Raw genomic sequence first — 15,509 nt, 5'->3', positions numbered from 1 at the left:
CAGGTGTTCAGACCTTCGTTGCGCACCGTGCCCATGGCCGCCTGAACGCGCGCGGCGCGCCGACGCACATAGGGGCCGGGCGCGGCGGCTTCGTACCGGCGCGGGGCCGGCAGGATGGCGGCCAGACGCGCCGCCTCTCGCGGGCTCAGGTCCCGGGCGTCCTTGCCGAACCAGTGTCGCGACGCGGCCTGGGCGCCATAGACGCCGGGCGCCCATTCCACCACGTTCAGATAGACCTCCATGATCCGGCGCTTGGACCACACGGCTTCGATCAGGACGGTGTAGCCCGCCTCCAGACCTTTTCGGATCCAGTCGCGTCCGGGCCACAGGAAGACATTCTTGGCCGTCTGCTGGCTGATGGTCGATCCGCCGCGCAGGCGCCCGCCCTCAGCGTTGTGGTCCAGGGCCTTCTGGATCGCCTCCATGTCGAAGCCGTGGTGACTGCAGAACCGGGCGTCCTCGGCGGCGATGGCCGCATTGACCAGATTGGGCGAAATCTGGTTCAGACCGCGCCACTGATAGTCCATGCCGTCGCCCCTCGCGAGTTGGCGCAGCATCAGTATGGTGGGCGGCGGCGGAACGATAGCGACGATCAGCACGCCCGCGACCGGGATCAGGGCCAGGATCAGAAGCGCGGTCAGCACCACGCGACGCCAGCTTTTGCGGCCCGTCGCCATCAGAGGATCAAGACCCCGGCGGCGCCGTCTTCGTCGGCCCAGGCGACCTTATCGACGGCGGGGCTGAGCGACAGGGCGACGATGGCCGGCCCCTTCTCGGCCTTGACGAAATTCAGACCCTGGGCCGCCGGATGCGCGACCCAGACCCGACCGTCGGTCAGGCCGGCGGCCAGCAAACCCTGATCGGCGCGGGCCGAGACCAGATTGACCAGGGTCGTGTCGTCATAGCCGATCTCGGTCGCCTCGCGCCCCATCGGTCCGTTCGATCCGATGAAGGGCCATAGGACCGCGCCCTGCGCGCCTGAGGTCGCCATCAGCTGACCATTTGCCAGGAAGGCCATCGACCGCACCTTGCCCGGATAGCCGCCCATGCGCAGGTTCTTGGCGTCCTTGATGCGCCAGCCGTGCATCTGATTGTCCTGCATGGTCGTGACGACGAAGGCGCCGTCGGGCGAGAAGGCGACGCCGGTGTGCGACCCGGCCCAGGGCAGCTTCACCGGTTGCTGTTTCTCGATCCGTGCATACCACAGGGCCGCCCCGCCATAGGTCGAGGTGGCGATGCGCCTGCCCTTGGGCTCGAAGGCGACGCCGGAGACGGTGCGCTCGTGCTGGAAGTCGCGCCGGAAGCCCACCTCCTTGGGGTCGATCACCGACAGGGTGCGGCCGAAGGAAAAGGCGATCAGGCCCGAGGCCGGCGAGGCGTCGATGGCGTCGATCCACTGGTTCTTGGCCGTGGCGAGAACGACAGGGTCCTCGTCGCGACGGGTCCAGACGACCTTGCCGTCATCGCCGCCTGTGACGATCCCGTCGCCCGACGGATGAACGCAGGCGCACAGCACGGCGCCGTCGTGCGCCTCCACCCGTGTGCGGTCCTCGAACCGGACCGAGCCGTCGCCGAGGGCGAAGACAGCGCCGGTGTTGTCGAACAGGGCGGCGGTGACCTGCGCGTCGAAATCGAAGTTCATAGGCCGCATGTAGCGACCCGACCTTGCCGCGTCACCTTCTGCTTGCCCGCTAGACCGGATCGGTCGGCTTGGGCGCCACCGGCGCCGGCGCGGCCTGCGCCTTTGCGGGTTCGTCGGGCAGCGGGATGAACTCCAGATCGTCCGCGTCCGGCAGCGTCATCCGGCCTGCCTTCCAATCGGCCTTGGCCTGATCGATGCGGGCCTGGCTGGAGGCGACGAAATTCCACCAAATCAGCCGTTCCCCCACCGGCTCTCCGCCCAGCACCATGACGGTCGACTGGGTCAGGGCCTTGACCGTCGGCTCGGCCGTCGGCTCCAGCACGATCATCTGGCCCTCGTGGAAGGTGCGATCGCCGACCTCGATGGAGCCCTTGGCCACATAGAGCGCGCGCTCGCTCATGCCTCCGGCGCCCTTGCCGGACGGCGGGGCGGTTCGCACGCCGGGCTGAAGCTCCCAATGGATATAGAACAGCGGCGACGACACCGGGACGGCCGCCTTGGCGCCGTAAGCCTCACCGGCCACTAGTCGCGCGAACAGGCCGCCGTTCTCGTAGGCCGGCTGGGCGTCCTCGCCCAAGTGGTGGAAGGCCGGGTCCATCTCTTCGGCCTCATCGGGCAGGGCGACCCAGGCCTGCATGCCGTGCATCGGCCCGCCCTTGCTCTTCTTCAACGGATCGGTGCGCTCGGAATGGACGATGCCCTTGCCGGCGGTCATCCAGTTGACCTCGCCCGGCCGGATCGCCTGGTCGTAGCCGAGATTGTCGTGGTGCATGATCTCGCCCTCGAACAGATAGGTCAGGGTCGACAGGCCGATATGCGGGTGAGGCCGCACGTCGATGGCCGTGGCGCCCGGCGCGAACTCCGCCGGTCCCATCTGGTCCAGGAAGATGAAGGGCCCGACCATCCGGCGCGAATGGAAGGGCAGGACGCGCCCGACCTCGAACCCGCCCAGGTCCTTGCGGCGTGCGTCGATCACCAGTTCGATCATGTGTCGGCTCCCAAAGCGGCCCGCGCCGCCTGAGCGACGTTATCCGACGTGAGGCGTGATGATGCCAAGAGGCAGGGCGGTCACATTCTTCACGCCGCGCGTGACGATGTGGCTTTCGCAGTCCGAGACGATGCCAAGGGCCAGCAGCTTCTCGCGCAGGAACAGGTCGAAGGCGTGCATGTCCGAGGTGATGATGCGCAGCACATAGTCCTCGCGCCCGGTGATGGTGGCGCACTGGACCACTTCCGGCCACTTGGCCACGGCGGCCTCGAAGACATTGAGATTGTCCGCCGAAGGCAGCATCAGTTTGACGATGGCGTAGACCTCGAAGTCCAGGCCCAGCAGCTGCGCGTTCAGCAAAGTGACGCGCTTGGTGATCAGGCCGGAGTCTTCCAGCCGCTTGATCCGCCGCCAGCAGGGCGAGGCCGACAGTCCGACGCGATCGGCGACCTCTGCGACCGACAGCCCGGCGTCTTGTTGCAGGATATCCAGGATGCGGGCGTCGATGGGGTCGAGTTCGTCGGCCAATGCGTTTCTCCGATTATGATTATCGCGAAATAAAATACCCGATATCGGGATTGCGCAAGGTCAAATTGAGCGAGCACCTGCTTAGGGGTCGTGTTATCACACGTCCAGAGGCAACACGGACGGACCCCAGAACGGATATGGACGCCCGCATGAACGATAAAATGAACAAAAAGAACAGCCAGCCCCTGTCCTTGCGCGTGCCGGAGCCGTCCGGCCGTCCCGGCGATACGCCGGACTTCAGCCATCTGCAGATGGACCCTGCCGGTGTCGTCGAACGGCCCGAGGTCGGATCGACGCCCTATCAGATGCGCGATCTCGCTTTCCGCCTGATTCGGGTGCTGGACGATGAGGGCGCCGCAGTCGGTCCGTGGAACCCTCGCCTGGATCCCGAGACGATGCGCCGGGGCCTGAAGGCCATGATCCTGACGCGCGCCTTCGACGACCGGATGCACCGCGCCCACCGCCAGGGCAAGACCAGCTTCTATATGAAGTGCACCGGCGAAGAGGCTATCGCGGTCGCGCAGGGCATGATCCTGAGCCGCGAGGACATGGGCTTCCCCACCTATCGCCAGCAGGGGCTTCTGATCGCGCGCGGTTATCCGCTGGTCGCGATGATGAACCAGATCTATTCGAACGCCGAAGATCCGATCAAAGGCCGCCAGTTGCCGATCATGTACTCGGCCAAGGACTACGGCTTCTTCACCATCAGCGGCAATCTGGGCACCCAGGTGCCGCAGGCCGTGGGCTGGGCGATGGCCAGCGCCTACAAGGGCGACGACAAGATCGCCATCAGCTGGATCGGCGACGGCGCCACGGCTGAAGGTGATTTCCACAACGCCCTGACCTTCGCCTCCGTCTATCGCGCCCCGGTCATTCTGAACGTCGTCAACAACCAGTGGGCCATCAGCTCCTTCCAGGGCATCGCCGGCGGGCTTGAGACCACCTTCGCCTCCAAGGCCATCGGCTATGGCCTGCCGGCCTTGCGGGTGGACGGCAACGACTTCCTGGCGGTCTGGGCGGCGACCCAGTGGGCCGAGGAACGGGCGCGGTCGAACCAGGGGGCGACGGTGATCGAGCTGTTCACCTATCGCGGCGCCCCGCACTCGACCTCCGACGACCCCAGCCGCTATCGCCCCGGCGACGAGCATGAGAAATGGCCGCTGGGCGATCCGATCGAACGTCTGCGCCAGCATCTGACCGTCATCGGCGAATGGGACGACGAGCGCCACGCCGCCGCGCTGAAGGACGCCGTCGAACAGGTCCGCGCCGCGGGCAAGGAATCCGAAGCCATCGGCACCCTGGGCCAGTCGCGTCCCAGCGTGAAGACGATGTTCGAAGAGGTCTATGCGACCGAAGATTGGCGGCTGATCGAGCAGCGCCGCGAGGTGGGGGTCTAACCATGAGCGAGCAAACCACCTTCACCGACGCCGATCGCAACGACGGCGTCGAGCCCGACATGGTCGACCAGAACGCCGCCCCCGCCTCGGAAGCGACGGGCGCGGGCGTGGTCCCCATGAACATGATCCAGGCGCTGAACTCGGCCATCGACGTCAAGATGGCCGAAGACGCTAACGTCCTGTCGTTCGGCGAGGACGCCGGCTATTTCGGCGGCGTCTTCCGTGTCACCGACAAGCTGCAGCAGAAACACGGCCTGACCCGCAGCTTCGACGCCCCGATCTCGGAATGCGGCATCGTCGCGGCCGCCATCGGCATGGGCGCCTATGGCCTGCGTCCGGTCGTCGAGATCCAGTTCGCCGACTACATCTATCCGGCCTACGATCAGATCGTCTCGGAAGCGGCCAAGATGCGCTACCGCTCGGGCGGTCAGTTTACGTCGCCGATCACGGTGCGCAGCCCCTATGGCGGCGGCATCTTCGGCGGCCAGACCCACAGCCAGTCGCCCGAAAGCCTGTTCACCCACATTGCGGGCCTGAAGGTCGTCATTCCGTCCAACCCCTATGACGCCAAGGGCCTGCTGACCGCCGCCATCGAGGATGACGATCCGGTCGTCTTCTTCGAGCCGAAGCGGCTCTACAATGGGCCATTCGACGGCTGGCACGAGAAGCCGGTCTCGCCGTGGAAGGCCCAGGATCTGGCCCAGGTCCCGACCGGCAAATATGTCGAGCCCATCGGCAAGGCGCGCGTGATGCGCGAAGGAAACGACGTCACCATCCTGGCCTATGGGACCATGGTCTGGGTCGCCCTGGCCGGCGCGGAACACGCGGGCGTGGACGCCGAGGTCATCGACCTGCGCTCGCTCGTGCCGCTGGACATCGAAGCCATCGAGGCCTCGGTGAAGAAGACCGGCCGCTGCGTCATTGTGCACGAGGCGCCCAAGACCTCGGGCTTCGGCGGCGAGCTGTCGGCTCTCGTTCAGGAGCGCTGCTTCTATTCGTTGGAGGCGCCGATCGCGCGCGTCACCGGTTGGGACACGCCCTATCCGCACGCTTTCGAATGGGAATATTTCCCCGGACCGCAAAGGGTCGCAGACGCCTTGAAGAGCGTCATGACGGGAGGTCGATAAGATGGGACGTTTCGTCTTCAAACTGCCCGACGTGGGCGAAGGCACCGCCGAGGCCGAACTGGTCGGATGGCACGTCAAGGTCGGCGACACCGTCGCCGAGGACCAAATCGTCGCCGACGTCATGACCGACAAGGCCACGGTCGAGATCACCGCTCCGGTCAGCGGCAAGGTCGTCGCTTTGCATGGCGAACCCGGCGCCATGGTGCCGGTGCGCGGTCCCTTGGTGGAGTTCGAGGTCGAGGGTGCGGGCAATGCCGATGACGCCCCGACGCCCGTCGCCCCCGCCGCCGCCAAGCCGGATCCCGCACCCGTGATCGCCGAGTCGCCGAAGGTCGAAACGCTGGCAGCCCCCGCTGTCGAGGCGCCGACATCCGGCAACTGTGTCTTCAAACTGCCTGACGTCGGAGAAGGCACGGCCGAGGCCGAGCTGGTCGGCTGGCACGTCAAGGTCGGGGATGCGGTCGAGGAAGACCAGATCATCGCCGACATCATGACCGACAAGGCTACGGTCGAAATCACCTCGCCGGTCGCCGGAACCGTCGTCGCCCTGTACGGCGAGGCAGGCAAGTCCGTGCCGGTCGGCGGACCGCTGGTCGCATTTGATGTCGAGGGTCGGGGCAATGTCTCGACGCCCGTCGCGGCGCCGAAACCGGCCCCCAAGCCGACCGAGAATGCGACGGCGGCTTCCGCCGCGGTTTCGACGGCTCAAAGAGCGACTTCAGCGACCGCGCCGTCCAAGCCTGTTCCCGCCCTGACCGGCCGCGCGCCCGGCGAACGTCCGTCGGCCTCGCCGGCCGTGCGCAACCGCGCGCGGGATCTGGGCGTCGATCTGACCTTCGTGCCCGGTTCCGGCCCGGCGGGTCGGATCACGCACGAGGATCTGGACGGCTTCATCGCGCGCGGCGGTTCGCAACCCGCGTCGGCGCCGTCCGGCGGCGGCTCGACCTATGCGAAGGCGCAAGGGACGACCGAGGTCAAGATCATCGGCCTGCGCCGCAAGATTGCGGAGAAGATGGCCGAGAGCGTGCGCCGCATTCCCCACATCACCTATGTCGAGGAAATCGACATGACGGCGGTGGAGGAGCTGCGTGCCCACCTGAACGCGACGAAGTCCAAGGATCAGCCCAAGCTGAACGTCCTGCCCTTTATCGCCCGCGCCATCGTGGTCGCCCTGCGCGACCAGCCCCAGATCAACGCCACCTATGACGACGAAGCCGGCGTCCTGACCCAGCACGCCCCGGTCCATCTGGGCATCGCCGCCCAGACTCCGAACGGTCTCATGGTGCCAGTGGTGCGACACGCCGAGGCGCGCGACCCCTACGAGACGGCGCTGGAAATCGCCCGCGTCTCGGGCGCGGCCAAGGACGGTTCGGCCAAGCGCGAGGAACTGTCGGGTTCGACCATCACCATCACCTCGCTGGGCACGCTGGGCGGGGTGGTCCACACCCCGATCATCAACCACCCCGAGGTCGCCATCGTCGGTCCGAACAAGATCGCCGAACGGATCGTGGTCAAGGACGGCCAGATGGTCGTGCGCAAGATGATGAACCTGTCGTCCAGCTTCGATCACCGCATCGTCGACGGTCACGACGCGGCGGTGTTCGTGCAGCGGATCAAGGGGCTTCTGGAAAACCCGGCGACGCTGTGGATGGGGTGATGCCCATTTTCTAAGCGGGAAAGCGAGGTCCGCCCGCGCCTATGGCTATCACCTCGAATTTGGCGCCATGGCTCTTGATGATCCTCTCTCCTCGCCGAGAGAGGATCATCGGGAATCGAAAGGGTAATGTGATGCGGCAAGTCAAAGTCAAAGCGCTGACCATCGGCGCCAGCCTGCTGGCAGCCGTCGGCGTTGTCGCCTCGTCCGCGAACGCCTGCATTCCCGAGCCGCCGCCGGCTTGGTCGTCTCTGCTACGGACCGATGGGCCGGCGCTGTTCATCGGGCGCGTGACGACGGTGGAGCGTTTGCCGGAACCCAGCCGGATGCCGACCGTCGAGGTCATTCAATCCAAGGCGACCATCGCCAGATTGGAAACGCTTCAAGGCGCGCCGCAAGAGACATACACCCTGACCGCTGCGGAAACCGCCCGTCCGTTGGGCGGCTATCAAGGCATGATTTGCGTCGATTTTCAGCGCGTCAAACCCGGCGACGTCGTACTGGCCATGGAAACCCAGACCGGCGCGGTCCGCGTTTTCGAGCCCCAGCAAGTTCCTCCGCAGTTCAGCACCCGCCTTGAGGCCTATCGTTGACCCAGACCCTGAAAACCAAAGTCCTGATCATCGGGGCAGGCACCGGCGGCTATGTCGCGGGCATTCGCTGTGGCCAGCTGGGCCTCGACACCGTGTTGGTCGATGGCGGCGACGGGCTGGGCGGGACGTGCCTGAACGTCGGCTGTATTCCGTCCAAGGCCATCATCCATGCGGCGGGCAAGTTCGAGACGGTGACCAAGGCGGCCGGCGGCGGGACGCTGGGCATAACGGCGGCGGCGCCGGCCATCGACCTGTCGCAGACGGTCGAATGGAAGGACGGCATCGTCCGTAAGCTGAACGCCGGGGTCGCGGCCCTGCTGAAGAAGGCCAAGGTCAAGTTCATCAAGGGCTGGGCCGAGTTCGCCGACGCCAAGACCTGCGTGGTCAAGACCGACGAAGGCGATATCCGCATCACCGCCGAACACGTCATCCTGGCGACGGGATCCGAGCCGGTCGAACTGCCCTTCCTGCCGTTCGGCGGCGACGTCATTTCCTCGACCGAGGCGCTGAGCCTGTCGGAGGTTCCCAAGAAGCTGGCCGTCGTGGGCGGCGGCTATATCGGGCTGGAACTGGGCATCGCCTATCGCAAGCTGGGCGCCGAAGTGGCCATCGTCGAAATGGCTGAGCGTATCCTGCCGCTCTACGACAAGGCTCTGACCGATCCGGTCGCCAAGTGGCTGGAGAAGCATGGCGTCGAGCTGCATCTGGGCGCGCGCGCCGGGGGCTTCGGCGACGGTAAGCTGTCGATCACGACGAAGGACGGCGAGCCGCTGCAGCTGGACGCCGACAAGGTGCTGGTCACGGTCGGCCGGCGTCCGCGCACGCAAGGCTGGGGTCTGGAAAACATGGGCGTGGCCATGGCCGGCCCGTTCGTGAAGATCGACCAGCGCTGCGCCACCTCGATGAAGAACGTCTGGGCGGTCGGCGACCTGACGGGCGAACCCATGCTGGCGCACAAGGGTTCGGCCCAGGGCGAGTTGGTCGCCGAAATCATCGCCGGCCACGACCGTATCTTCGATCCCGTCACCATCGCCGCCGTCTGTTTCACCGAGCCGGAAATCGTTTCGGCCGGTCTGGGGCCGAACGAGGTCGCGGGCCGCGATGATGTGATCCAGTCGATCTTCCCCTTCGCCGCGATCGGTCGCGCCCTGGCCATCGAGGCGGGCGAGGACGGCGGCTTCGTGCGGGTGATCGCGTCGAAATCCGACCACCGCATCCTGGGCATCCAGGCGGTGGGCCAGCATGTGTCGGAACTGTCCAACAGCTTCGCCCAGATGCTGGAGATGGGCGCAGTGCTGGAAGACGTCGCCGGGACGATTCACGTCCACCCGACGCTGGGCGAAGCCTTCCACGAGGCCAGCCTGCGCGCCCTCGGGCACGCCATCCACATCTGATCAGATCCGGTCCAGCCGCTTCGCATGGTTCGCCACCATGCGGAGCGTCAGGCCATCGGGCAGGAAGCGAGCCAGTCCGGCCATGACATTGTTCATGACGCCGGGTGTGACGCTGGGACGGTTGGCCTCGCAGGCGTCATGGCCGATGCGCGCCACGCGCGCGGCGTCCATCCACATCCAGGCCGGATAGGCGATGGAGACCTGCTCGCGCGAACCGTTGACGTCGTGGAATTCTGTCAGGGTGTAGCCGGGGTTCAGCACCGTCACGTGAATGCCGGTTCCCTGCGTCTCCAGATGCAAGCCCTGCGAGGCCTTAATTAGGAAGCTCTTGATCGGCCCGTACAGGGTGTCGCCGCCGGTCGCGGGCATCTGGCCGGCCAGCGAGGCGACGTTCAGCACTCGGCCGAAGCCGCGCTGGATCATGCCAGGCAGCAACAGGCGCGACAGCTCGACCGGCGCGGTCAGCATGACCTGGATCATGGCGCGGTGGGCGCTCAGGTCGGTGTCCAGAAAGCCGGTGACCCGACTGAAACCCGCATTGTTGACCAGGCCGTCGACGGTCAGGCCGCGGGCCTCGATGGTCGCGATCAGCCGCTCGGGCGCCGCGGGGTCGGACAGGTTTTCGGGGATCACGGTCGCGGTGACGCCGTGGGCGGCGGTCAGTTCGTCGGCCAAGGCCTGCAGCGGGGCTTCGCGACGCGCCGTCAGGATCAGATTCCAGCCCTCGGCCGCATAGGTCCGGGCTAGGGCCGCGCCGATGCCGGCCGAGGCGCCGGTGATCAGAACGGTTCGATTCACGGCGCGATCAGGCCGCGACGGGGCAGGACTTGTGCGGCGCATAGGCCGCCAGCGCGATCGGGTTTTCAGCCAAAAGATCGGCGATGGTGATCTTGGACAAAGCCTCGGTCGCGGCCTCGTCGGCAGCGGTCAGGGCCTTGGCGACCTGGCGCGGGATATGTTCGCTGATCGGGCAACCCTTGGCGCCGGCAGGGGGCGAACCGATGTGGGCGCAGCCGTTCACCGCTTTCAGCACCTGATCCAGCCGAATGTCCTCGGGCTGCCACAACAGCCAGGAGCCGCCGGTCGCGCCCGGACGGGTGGCGATCAGCCCGGCCTTGGCTAAAAGGGCGGTCACGCGGCGCACCACGACGGGATTGGTCGGGATCGAGGACGCCAGCACGCCGCTGGGCATCGCCTGCGCAGGCCCGAACGCGCCCTTGTGGGCCATATAGGCCAGGGCGTGGGCGGCGACGGGGAAGCGTTGGCTGTCTGACATGGTTCTGTTCCTGATGCGAAAATAGGCGTTCAGGGGCCGAATCACAAATCGCGCCGCAGAACGCCGAAACCGAATCCGCTGCGGCGCGATTGAAGACCGCGTGGAATGAGCCTAAAGGCTCGCCGCTTTGAAGGGACCGACGCCGCGTCGGAGACCCGGAGGATACGCATGGCCGGGGACACTCCCCACGACGCGAGCGCTCCCTCGCCCGCGTCGAACACGCCGGACAAGCCCACCCACGCCACGGGTCCGGAATCCCACATCCCGGGCGGCCAGGCCGCCAAGCACGGCGGCTTCTGGGCCCTGACCATCGGCGCGATCGGCGTGGTGTTCGGCGACATCGGCACCAGCCCGCTCTACGCCCTGCGCGAAGCGATCGACCATGCGCGCTCCGGCGTCGGCGGCGAGCTGGCCGTGATCGGCGTCGTGTCGCTGGCGTTTTGGGCGCTGATGGTGGTGGTGACGTTCAAATACGTCTTCTTCCTGATGCGCGCCGACAACAAGGGCGAGGGCGGCACCCTGTCGCTAATGGCGCTGGCCCAGTTCGCGGTCGGGCGACGCAGCGCCTGGATCTTCATTCTGGGCGTTTGCGGCGCAGCCCTGTTCTATGGCGATGGCATCATCACGCCCGCCATCTCGGTCCTGTCCGCCGTCGAAGGCCTGCAGGACGCGCCGGGTCTGGCCGGGCGGCTGGATTCCTTCATCGTGCCGATCTCGGCCGGCATCCTGATCGCTCTGTTCCTGGTCCAGTCGCGCGGCACGGCCAGCCTGGCCAAGTATTTCGGCCCGATCACCGCCATCTGGTTCCTGAGCCTGGGAGCGCTGGGCCTTTATCATATCTTCGACGACGTCAGCGTGCTGCGCGCCCTGTCGCCCCACTATGGCGTCATGCTTCTGCTCAACGATGGCTTCCTGGGCTTCGTTATCCTCGGCAGCGTCTTCCTGGCCGTCACGGGGGCCGAGGCCCTGTATGCCGACATGGGACATTTCGGAAAGGCGCCGATCCGCATGGGCTGGCTGGCCTTCGTCCTGCCGTGCCTGACGTTGAACTACCTGGGCCAGGGCGCCCTGATCCTGGACAATCCGGCGGCGTCCGAAAACCCGTTCTGGAACATGGTGCCGCAGTTCGCCTATTGGCCGATGCTGATCCTGGCGACCGCCGCGACCGTCATCGCCTCACAGGCGGTGATCACCGGCGCCTTCTCGGTGACGCAGCAGGCGGTTCAGTTGGGCCTTCTGCCGCGCATCGATATCAAGAATACCTCTGAGACCCAGGCCGGACAGATCTTCGTGCCGGCGGTCAACACCTTCCTGATGGTCGGGGTGCTGGTGCTGCTGGTCGTGTTCCAGAGCTCGCATAACCTGACCGCCGCCTATGGCGTGGCGGTGACCGGCACCATGTTGGTCAATACGCTGATGGCCTATTCGGTCATCCGTAAGGGCTGGAGGTGGCCGATGTGGGCGGTGGCCGGAACCCTCATTCCGTTCGCCTTCATCGACAGCGTCTTCTTGACGTCCAACCTGCTGAAGATTCCGGACGGGGCCTGGATGCCTCTGGTGCTGGGCGCACTTCTGGTCGTGGTGATGTGGACCTGGGTTCGCGGCACGCAGATCCTGACAGCCAAGACGCGCAAGGACAGCCTGCCGCTGAACGATCTGATCGAGATGCTTCAGGCCCGTCCGCCGCACCGTGCGCCGGGCATGGCCATCTTCCTGACCTCGGATCCCGACGTCGCGCCGGTCGCCCTGATGCACAATCTCAAGCACAACAAGGTGCTGCACGAGAAGAACGTCATCCTGACCGTGCGCACCTCCGAGCGCCCGCGCGTCAAGGAAGCCGACCGGGTGCGAATGGAGCCGATCAACGACGACTTCAAGAAGGTCACGGTCACCTACGGCTTCATGGAGACGCCGAACGTGCCGCGCGCCCTGGGCCTTTGCCGCAAGCAGGGGCTGAAGTTCGACATCATGTCGACCAGCTTCTTCCTGGGGCGCCGTTCGCTGATCCCGTCGGCGCGTCAGGGCATGCCGCTGTGGCAGGACAAGCTGTTCATCTTCCTGATGCGCAATGCCGCCAATCCGACCGACTTCTTCCACATCCCGCCCGGCCGCGTGGTCGAGCTTGGCGCGCAGGTGGCGGTATGAGCACCGAGGCACGGGGCGGGCAGAGCTCGCACGCGCGCGGGCGTCGCATGGCCACCAAGGGCCGCCCGCGCCCGGCCCCGGCCGAGGCCGATCAAGGTCCGTCGCAGGATGACATCGGCGTCGAGGCTCGCGTCGTCGCCGGCATCCTGCTGAACGCCGCGCTGGAGAAGCGCAACGGACTGGACGAAGCCGTGTCTCAGCCTGCCGCCCGCGCGCTGGAGCCGGTGGATCGCGCCTTCGCTCGCGCCGTGGCCATGGCGGCCCTGCGTCGCCTTGGTGAGATCGACCAGATCCTGGATCGCCGCCTGAAGAAGTCGCCGCCCGAGGCCGTCCGCACCCTGATGCGCATCGCCCTGGCCCAGACTCTGGTGCTGGAAACGCCCGCCTTCGCCGCCGTCTCGACGGCGGTGAAACTGGCCGAGCGCGATCCCAAGACGCGGCCCTACAAGAACTTGGTCAACGCGGTGCTGCGCGGCGTGGGGCGCGAAGGCCCCGGTCTGACGACGGCCGAGAGCAATCTGCCGGACTGGATCGCGGCGCGCTGGAAGGCGACCTATGGCGAGGCCGCCCTGGCGGGTCTGGCCTTGGCCGCGCGCGAAGAACCCGCGACCGATCTTAGCCTGAAGCCAGGCGTCGATCCCGCCGCCGTGGCTGCCGCTGTCGAGGGCGAAGCCTTGCCTGGGGGCACGGTTCGCACCGGCCGTCGCGGCGATGTGGCCGGCTGGCCCGGTTTCGAGGATGGCGACTGGTGGGTCCAGGACGCGGCCGCCGCCGTGCCCGGCCGCCTGCTGGACGTGAAGCCCGGCGAGACGGCGCTCGACATGTGCGCTGCGCCTGGAGGCAAGACGCTGCAACTGGCGGCCGCCCGCGCCTCGGTCGTCGCGCTCGACCGTTCTGCCCCGCGCCTGAAGCGCCTGACGCAGAATCTTGAGCGGACCGGCCTGACCGCCGAGGTCGTCGCTGTTCCGGCCGAGGACTGGGAGGACGCCCGCACCTTCGACGCCGTCCTGCTGGACGCGCCCTGCACCGCGACGGGCACCTTCCGCCGCAACCCCGAAGTCCTGCGCGCCACCAAACCGGCAGAGGTGGCCAAATTGGCCGACGTCCAGCATCGCCTGCTCGACGCCGCCGCCGAACGCGTCAAACCGGGCGGCCGTCTGGTCTATTGCACCTGCTCGCTGGAGCGCGAGGAGGGCGAGACCCAGATCATCGCCTTCCTGCGCCGCAATCCCGCCTTCCGCACCGTCGTCGCCGATCCGGCCGCCGTCGGCGCCCCGCCCGAGGCGCTGACGCCCGAAGGCTGGCTGCGCATCCTGCCTTCCATGTGGGCCGAACATGGCGGACTGGACGGCTTCTTCGCGGCCAGGCTGGAACGGGCATCCTGAGCGGGAGCGCCTTGCTCCTGCCCGCAACCCGCCTTATCCGGAAGGCCATGGCCGTTACCCCTCTGATCTGCCCGTCGATCCTCGCCAGCGATTTTGCGCGGCTGGGTGAAGAAGTCCGCGCGCTGGACACGGCGGGCGCCGACTGGATCCACGTCGATGTGATGGACGGGCATTTCGTGCCGAACATCACGCTTGGGCCCGACATCGTGAAGGCGATCCGACCGTACACGACCCTGCCGTTCGACGTGCACCTGATGGTCGCGCCGGTCGATCCTTGGCTGGAGGCGTTCCGCGAGGCGGGCGCCGACGTCCTGACTGTCCATCCTGAGAGCGGGCCGCACCTGCACCGCACCTTGGGTCGCATTCGCCAGCTGGGCGCCAAAGCCGGCGTCGTGTTCAATCCGGCGACGCCGCTGTCGATCCTGGAAGAGGTGGTCGATCTGGTCGATCTGGTGCTGGTCATGTCGGTCAATCCGGGCTTTGGCGGTCAGAAGTTCATCGACACTTCGCTGAAGAAGATCGCAGGCGCGCGGGCCATTCTCGACCGCGCCGGTTCGTCGGCTCACCTGCAGGTGGACGGCGGCGTGACCTCCGCCAACGCCGCAGCCTGCGTCGCCGCCGGCGCCGATGCGCTGGTCGCCGGCTCGTTCGTGTTCAAGGGCGATTACGCGACCAATATCGCCGCCCTGAAGGCTGCGCCGGCTGCTCAGAGCTTCGCGTGAGCCCGCTCGGCCCCTTCGCCCCGCGGGGCCAGGAAACGACGCTGGACGTCGCCTCGGGTCAGATCCCCGGCCTGCCTGGCGCGCCGGTGCGCACCCCAGTGCGGTCGGGCGACACGATCGCAGGACCCGGCCTGTGGCCCGCCATCGCCGGACGGTTGGCGACGCGGCAGCTGTGGATCGAGCTTTACGGCCTGCCCGGTTACGGCCTGACGCTTGGGGCTCCGCTGGGCGGGGGCAAGGTGACGGCGTTTGCCGCCACGCCGCGCGATTTTCGCCCGCACGATCCCGCGCCGGGCCGCAATGTCCTGGCCGGACGTTTCATGTTGGCGGGCGCCTCGATGGAGGTCGAACCGCCGTCCGATCCGTGGAACCGGCCCAGTCCCTCGCGGCCCTTTGCGGTCGAGCTTCACGCCTTCGCCTGGTTGCCGGGCCTGATGTCACAAGGCGACCGTGGCGCGCGCGAGGCGCTGCGTCTGACCCTGGCCTGGGCCGACGCCTTTGCACGGTGGTCGCCCTTCGCCTGGGGACCGGAAATCCTGGCGCGGCGGGTCGTCAATCTGGCGTGCGGCGCACGGCGGATGGGCGCCGTCGCGACCGAGGCCGAGCGGCTGAAACTGGCCGATAGTCTGGCGCGCCAGACCCGGCAACTGCTGCGTCC

The 15,509-nt window shown here is 67.1% G+C and carries 14 protein-coding genes and 1 pseudogene; 9 read left to right on the top strand and 6 right to left on the bottom strand.

Features of this window, described 5'->3' with window-relative positions:
• The 4 genes from mtgA to B3T77_RS15330 form a co-directional block, all read right to left on the bottom strand.
• Positions 1-677, bottom strand: a 677-nt coding sequence (gene mtgA / locus B3T77_RS15345; protein ID WP_292080682.1) for a monofunctional biosynthetic peptidoglycan transglycosylase, incomplete at its 3' end; no start/stop codon positions are given.
• Positions 677-1,642, bottom strand: a complete 966-nt coding sequence (locus tag B3T77_RS15340; protein ID WP_292080681.1) for a WD40 repeat domain-containing protein — start codon at positions 1,640-1,642, stop codon at positions 677-679. The genes mtgA and B3T77_RS15340, both read right to left, overlap by 1 nt.
• Before the next feature lie 49 nt (positions 1,643-1,691).
• Positions 1,692-2,630 (bottom strand): pirin family protein, encoded by a 939-nt coding sequence (locus B3T77_RS15335; RefSeq protein WP_292080680.1) that lies wholly within the window; start codon positions 2,628-2,630, stop codon positions 1,692-1,694.
• A 39-nt stretch (positions 2,631-2,669) separates the two neighbouring features.
• The gene (locus B3T77_RS15330) at positions 2,670-3,158 is read right to left on the bottom strand and encodes an Lrp/AsnC family transcriptional regulator (protein ID WP_055754211.1); all 489 of its coding nucleotides are present in this window, start codon (positions 3,156-3,158) and stop codon (positions 2,670-2,672) included.
• Positions 3,159-3,319: 161 nt separating this feature from the next.
• On the opposite strand from B3T77_RS15330, the gene B3T77_RS15325 reads away from it, so the two are divergent.
• The 5 genes from B3T77_RS15325 to lpdA all read left to right on the top strand — a co-directional run bounded on the left by B3T77_RS15325 (position 3,320) and on the right by lpdA (position 9,323).
• On the top strand, positions 3,320-4,555 hold the full coding sequence (locus tag B3T77_RS15325) for a thiamine pyrophosphate-dependent enzyme (RefSeq protein ID WP_200918604.1): 1,236 nt from the start codon (positions 3,320-3,322) through the stop codon (positions 4,553-4,555).
• Between the two features lie 59 nt (positions 4,556-4,614).
• Entirely contained in the window at positions 4,615-5,682 is a 1,068-nt protein-coding gene (locus B3T77_RS15320) for an alpha-ketoacid dehydrogenase subunit beta (RefSeq protein WP_081600497.1), read from the top strand.
• Position 5,683: 1 nt separating this feature from the next.
• On the top strand, positions 5,684-7,339 hold the full coding sequence (locus B3T77_RS15315) for a 2-oxo acid dehydrogenase subunit E2 (RefSeq protein WP_292080679.1): 1,656 nt from the start codon (positions 5,684-5,686) through the stop codon (positions 7,337-7,339).
• 131 nt (positions 7,340-7,470) lie between these two features.
• Complete coding sequence (locus tag B3T77_RS15310) at positions 7,471-7,929, top strand: hypothetical protein (protein WP_292080678.1); 459 nt, start codon at positions 7,471-7,473, stop codon at positions 7,927-7,929.
• Positions 7,926-9,323: a dihydrolipoyl dehydrogenase gene (lpdA, locus tag B3T77_RS15305; RefSeq protein WP_292080677.1), complete on the top strand. Its 1,398-nt coding sequence runs from the start codon at positions 7,926-7,928 to the stop codon at positions 9,321-9,323. The genes B3T77_RS15310 and lpdA overlap by 4 nt, the downstream gene beginning before the upstream one ends.
• On the opposite strand, the gene B3T77_RS15300 is transcribed toward lpdA, so the two are convergent.
• Together B3T77_RS15300 and B3T77_RS15295 are read right to left on the bottom strand one after the other, a co-directional pair.
• Entirely contained in the window at positions 9,324-10,121 is a 798-nt protein-coding gene (locus tag B3T77_RS15300) for an SDR family NAD(P)-dependent oxidoreductase (protein ID WP_292080676.1), read from the bottom strand.
• A 7-nt stretch (positions 10,122-10,128) separates the two neighbouring features.
• The gene (locus B3T77_RS15295; RefSeq protein ID WP_292080675.1) at positions 10,129-10,599 is read right to left on the bottom strand and encodes an Rrf2 family transcriptional regulator; all 471 of its coding nucleotides are present in this window, start codon (positions 10,597-10,599) and stop codon (positions 10,129-10,131) included.
• A gap of 168 nt (positions 10,600-10,767) precedes the next feature.
• Here B3T77_RS15295 and B3T77_RS15290 point away from each other — a divergent pair, with 168 nt between their 5' ends.
• From B3T77_RS15290 to B3T77_RS15275, 4 genes and pseudogenes are all read left to right on the top strand, one after another.
• Positions 10,768-12,744 (top strand): potassium transporter Kup, encoded by a 1,977-nt coding sequence (locus tag B3T77_RS15290; protein WP_292080674.1) that lies wholly within the window; start codon positions 10,768-10,770, stop codon positions 12,742-12,744.
• A complete protein-coding gene (locus B3T77_RS15285; RefSeq protein ID WP_414633159.1) occupies positions 12,741-14,129 on the top strand; it encodes an RsmB/NOP family class I SAM-dependent RNA methyltransferase in 1,389 nt (462 codons plus the stop codon). Before B3T77_RS15290 ends, B3T77_RS15285 begins: the two co-directional genes overlap by 4 nt.
• A gap of 47 nt (positions 14,130-14,176) precedes the next feature.
• Positions 14,177-14,851, top strand: a complete 675-nt coding sequence (gene rpe, locus B3T77_RS15280; protein ID WP_292080673.1) for a ribulose-phosphate 3-epimerase — start codon at positions 14,177-14,179, stop codon at positions 14,849-14,851.
• Positions 14,848-15,509 (top strand): annotated as a pseudogene (locus tag B3T77_RS15275) (heparinase); the annotation flags it as partial. The gene rpe and the pseudogene B3T77_RS15275, both read left to right, overlap by 4 nt.

This window comes from Brevundimonas sp. UBA7838, assembly GCF_002500885.1.
In the GTDB taxonomy this organism is placed as follows: Bacteria; Pseudomonadota; Alphaproteobacteria; order Caulobacterales; family Caulobacteraceae; genus Brevundimonas; species Brevundimonas vesicularis_C.
This window is presented reverse-complemented; position numbering and strand designations above follow the sequence as displayed.

Bases quoted from the DNA above. Each gene is read 5' to 3' on its own strand.
- B3T77_RS15340 (WP_292080681.1), bottom strand. From the start codon at position 1,642: ATGAACTTCGATTTCGACGCGCAGGTCACCGCCGCCCTGTTCGACAAC.
- B3T77_RS15335 (WP_292080680.1), bottom strand. From the start codon at position 2,630: ATGATCGAACTGGTGATCGACGCACGCCGCAAGGACCTGGGCGGGTTC.
- B3T77_RS15325 (WP_200918604.1), top strand. From the start codon at position 3,320: ATGAACAAAAAGAACAGCCAGCCCCTGTCCTTGCGCGTGCCGGAGCCG.
- B3T77_RS15320 (WP_081600497.1), top strand. From the start codon at position 4,615: ATGGTCGACCAGAACGCCGCCCCCGCCTCGGAAGCGACGGGCGCGGGC.
- B3T77_RS15315 (WP_292080679.1), top strand. From the start codon at position 5,684: ATGGGACGTTTCGTCTTCAAACTGCCCGACGTGGGCGAAGGCACCGCC.
- B3T77_RS15310 (WP_292080678.1), top strand. From the start codon at position 7,471: ATGCGGCAAGTCAAAGTCAAAGCGCTGACCATCGGCGCCAGCCTGCTG.
- B3T77_RS15295 (WP_292080675.1), bottom strand. From the start codon at position 10,599: ATGTCAGACAGCCAACGCTTCCCCGTCGCCGCCCACGCCCTGGCCTAT.
- B3T77_RS15290 (WP_292080674.1), top strand. From the start codon at position 10,768: ATGGCCGGGGACACTCCCCACGACGCGAGCGCTCCCTCGCCCGCGTCG.
- B3T77_RS15285 (WP_414633159.1), top strand. From the start codon at position 12,741: ATGAGCACCGAGGCACGGGGCGGGCAGAGCTCGCACGCGCGCGGGCGT.
- rpe (WP_292080673.1), top strand. From the start codon at position 14,177: ATGGCCGTTACCCCTCTGATCTGCCCGTCGATCCTCGCCAGCGATTTT.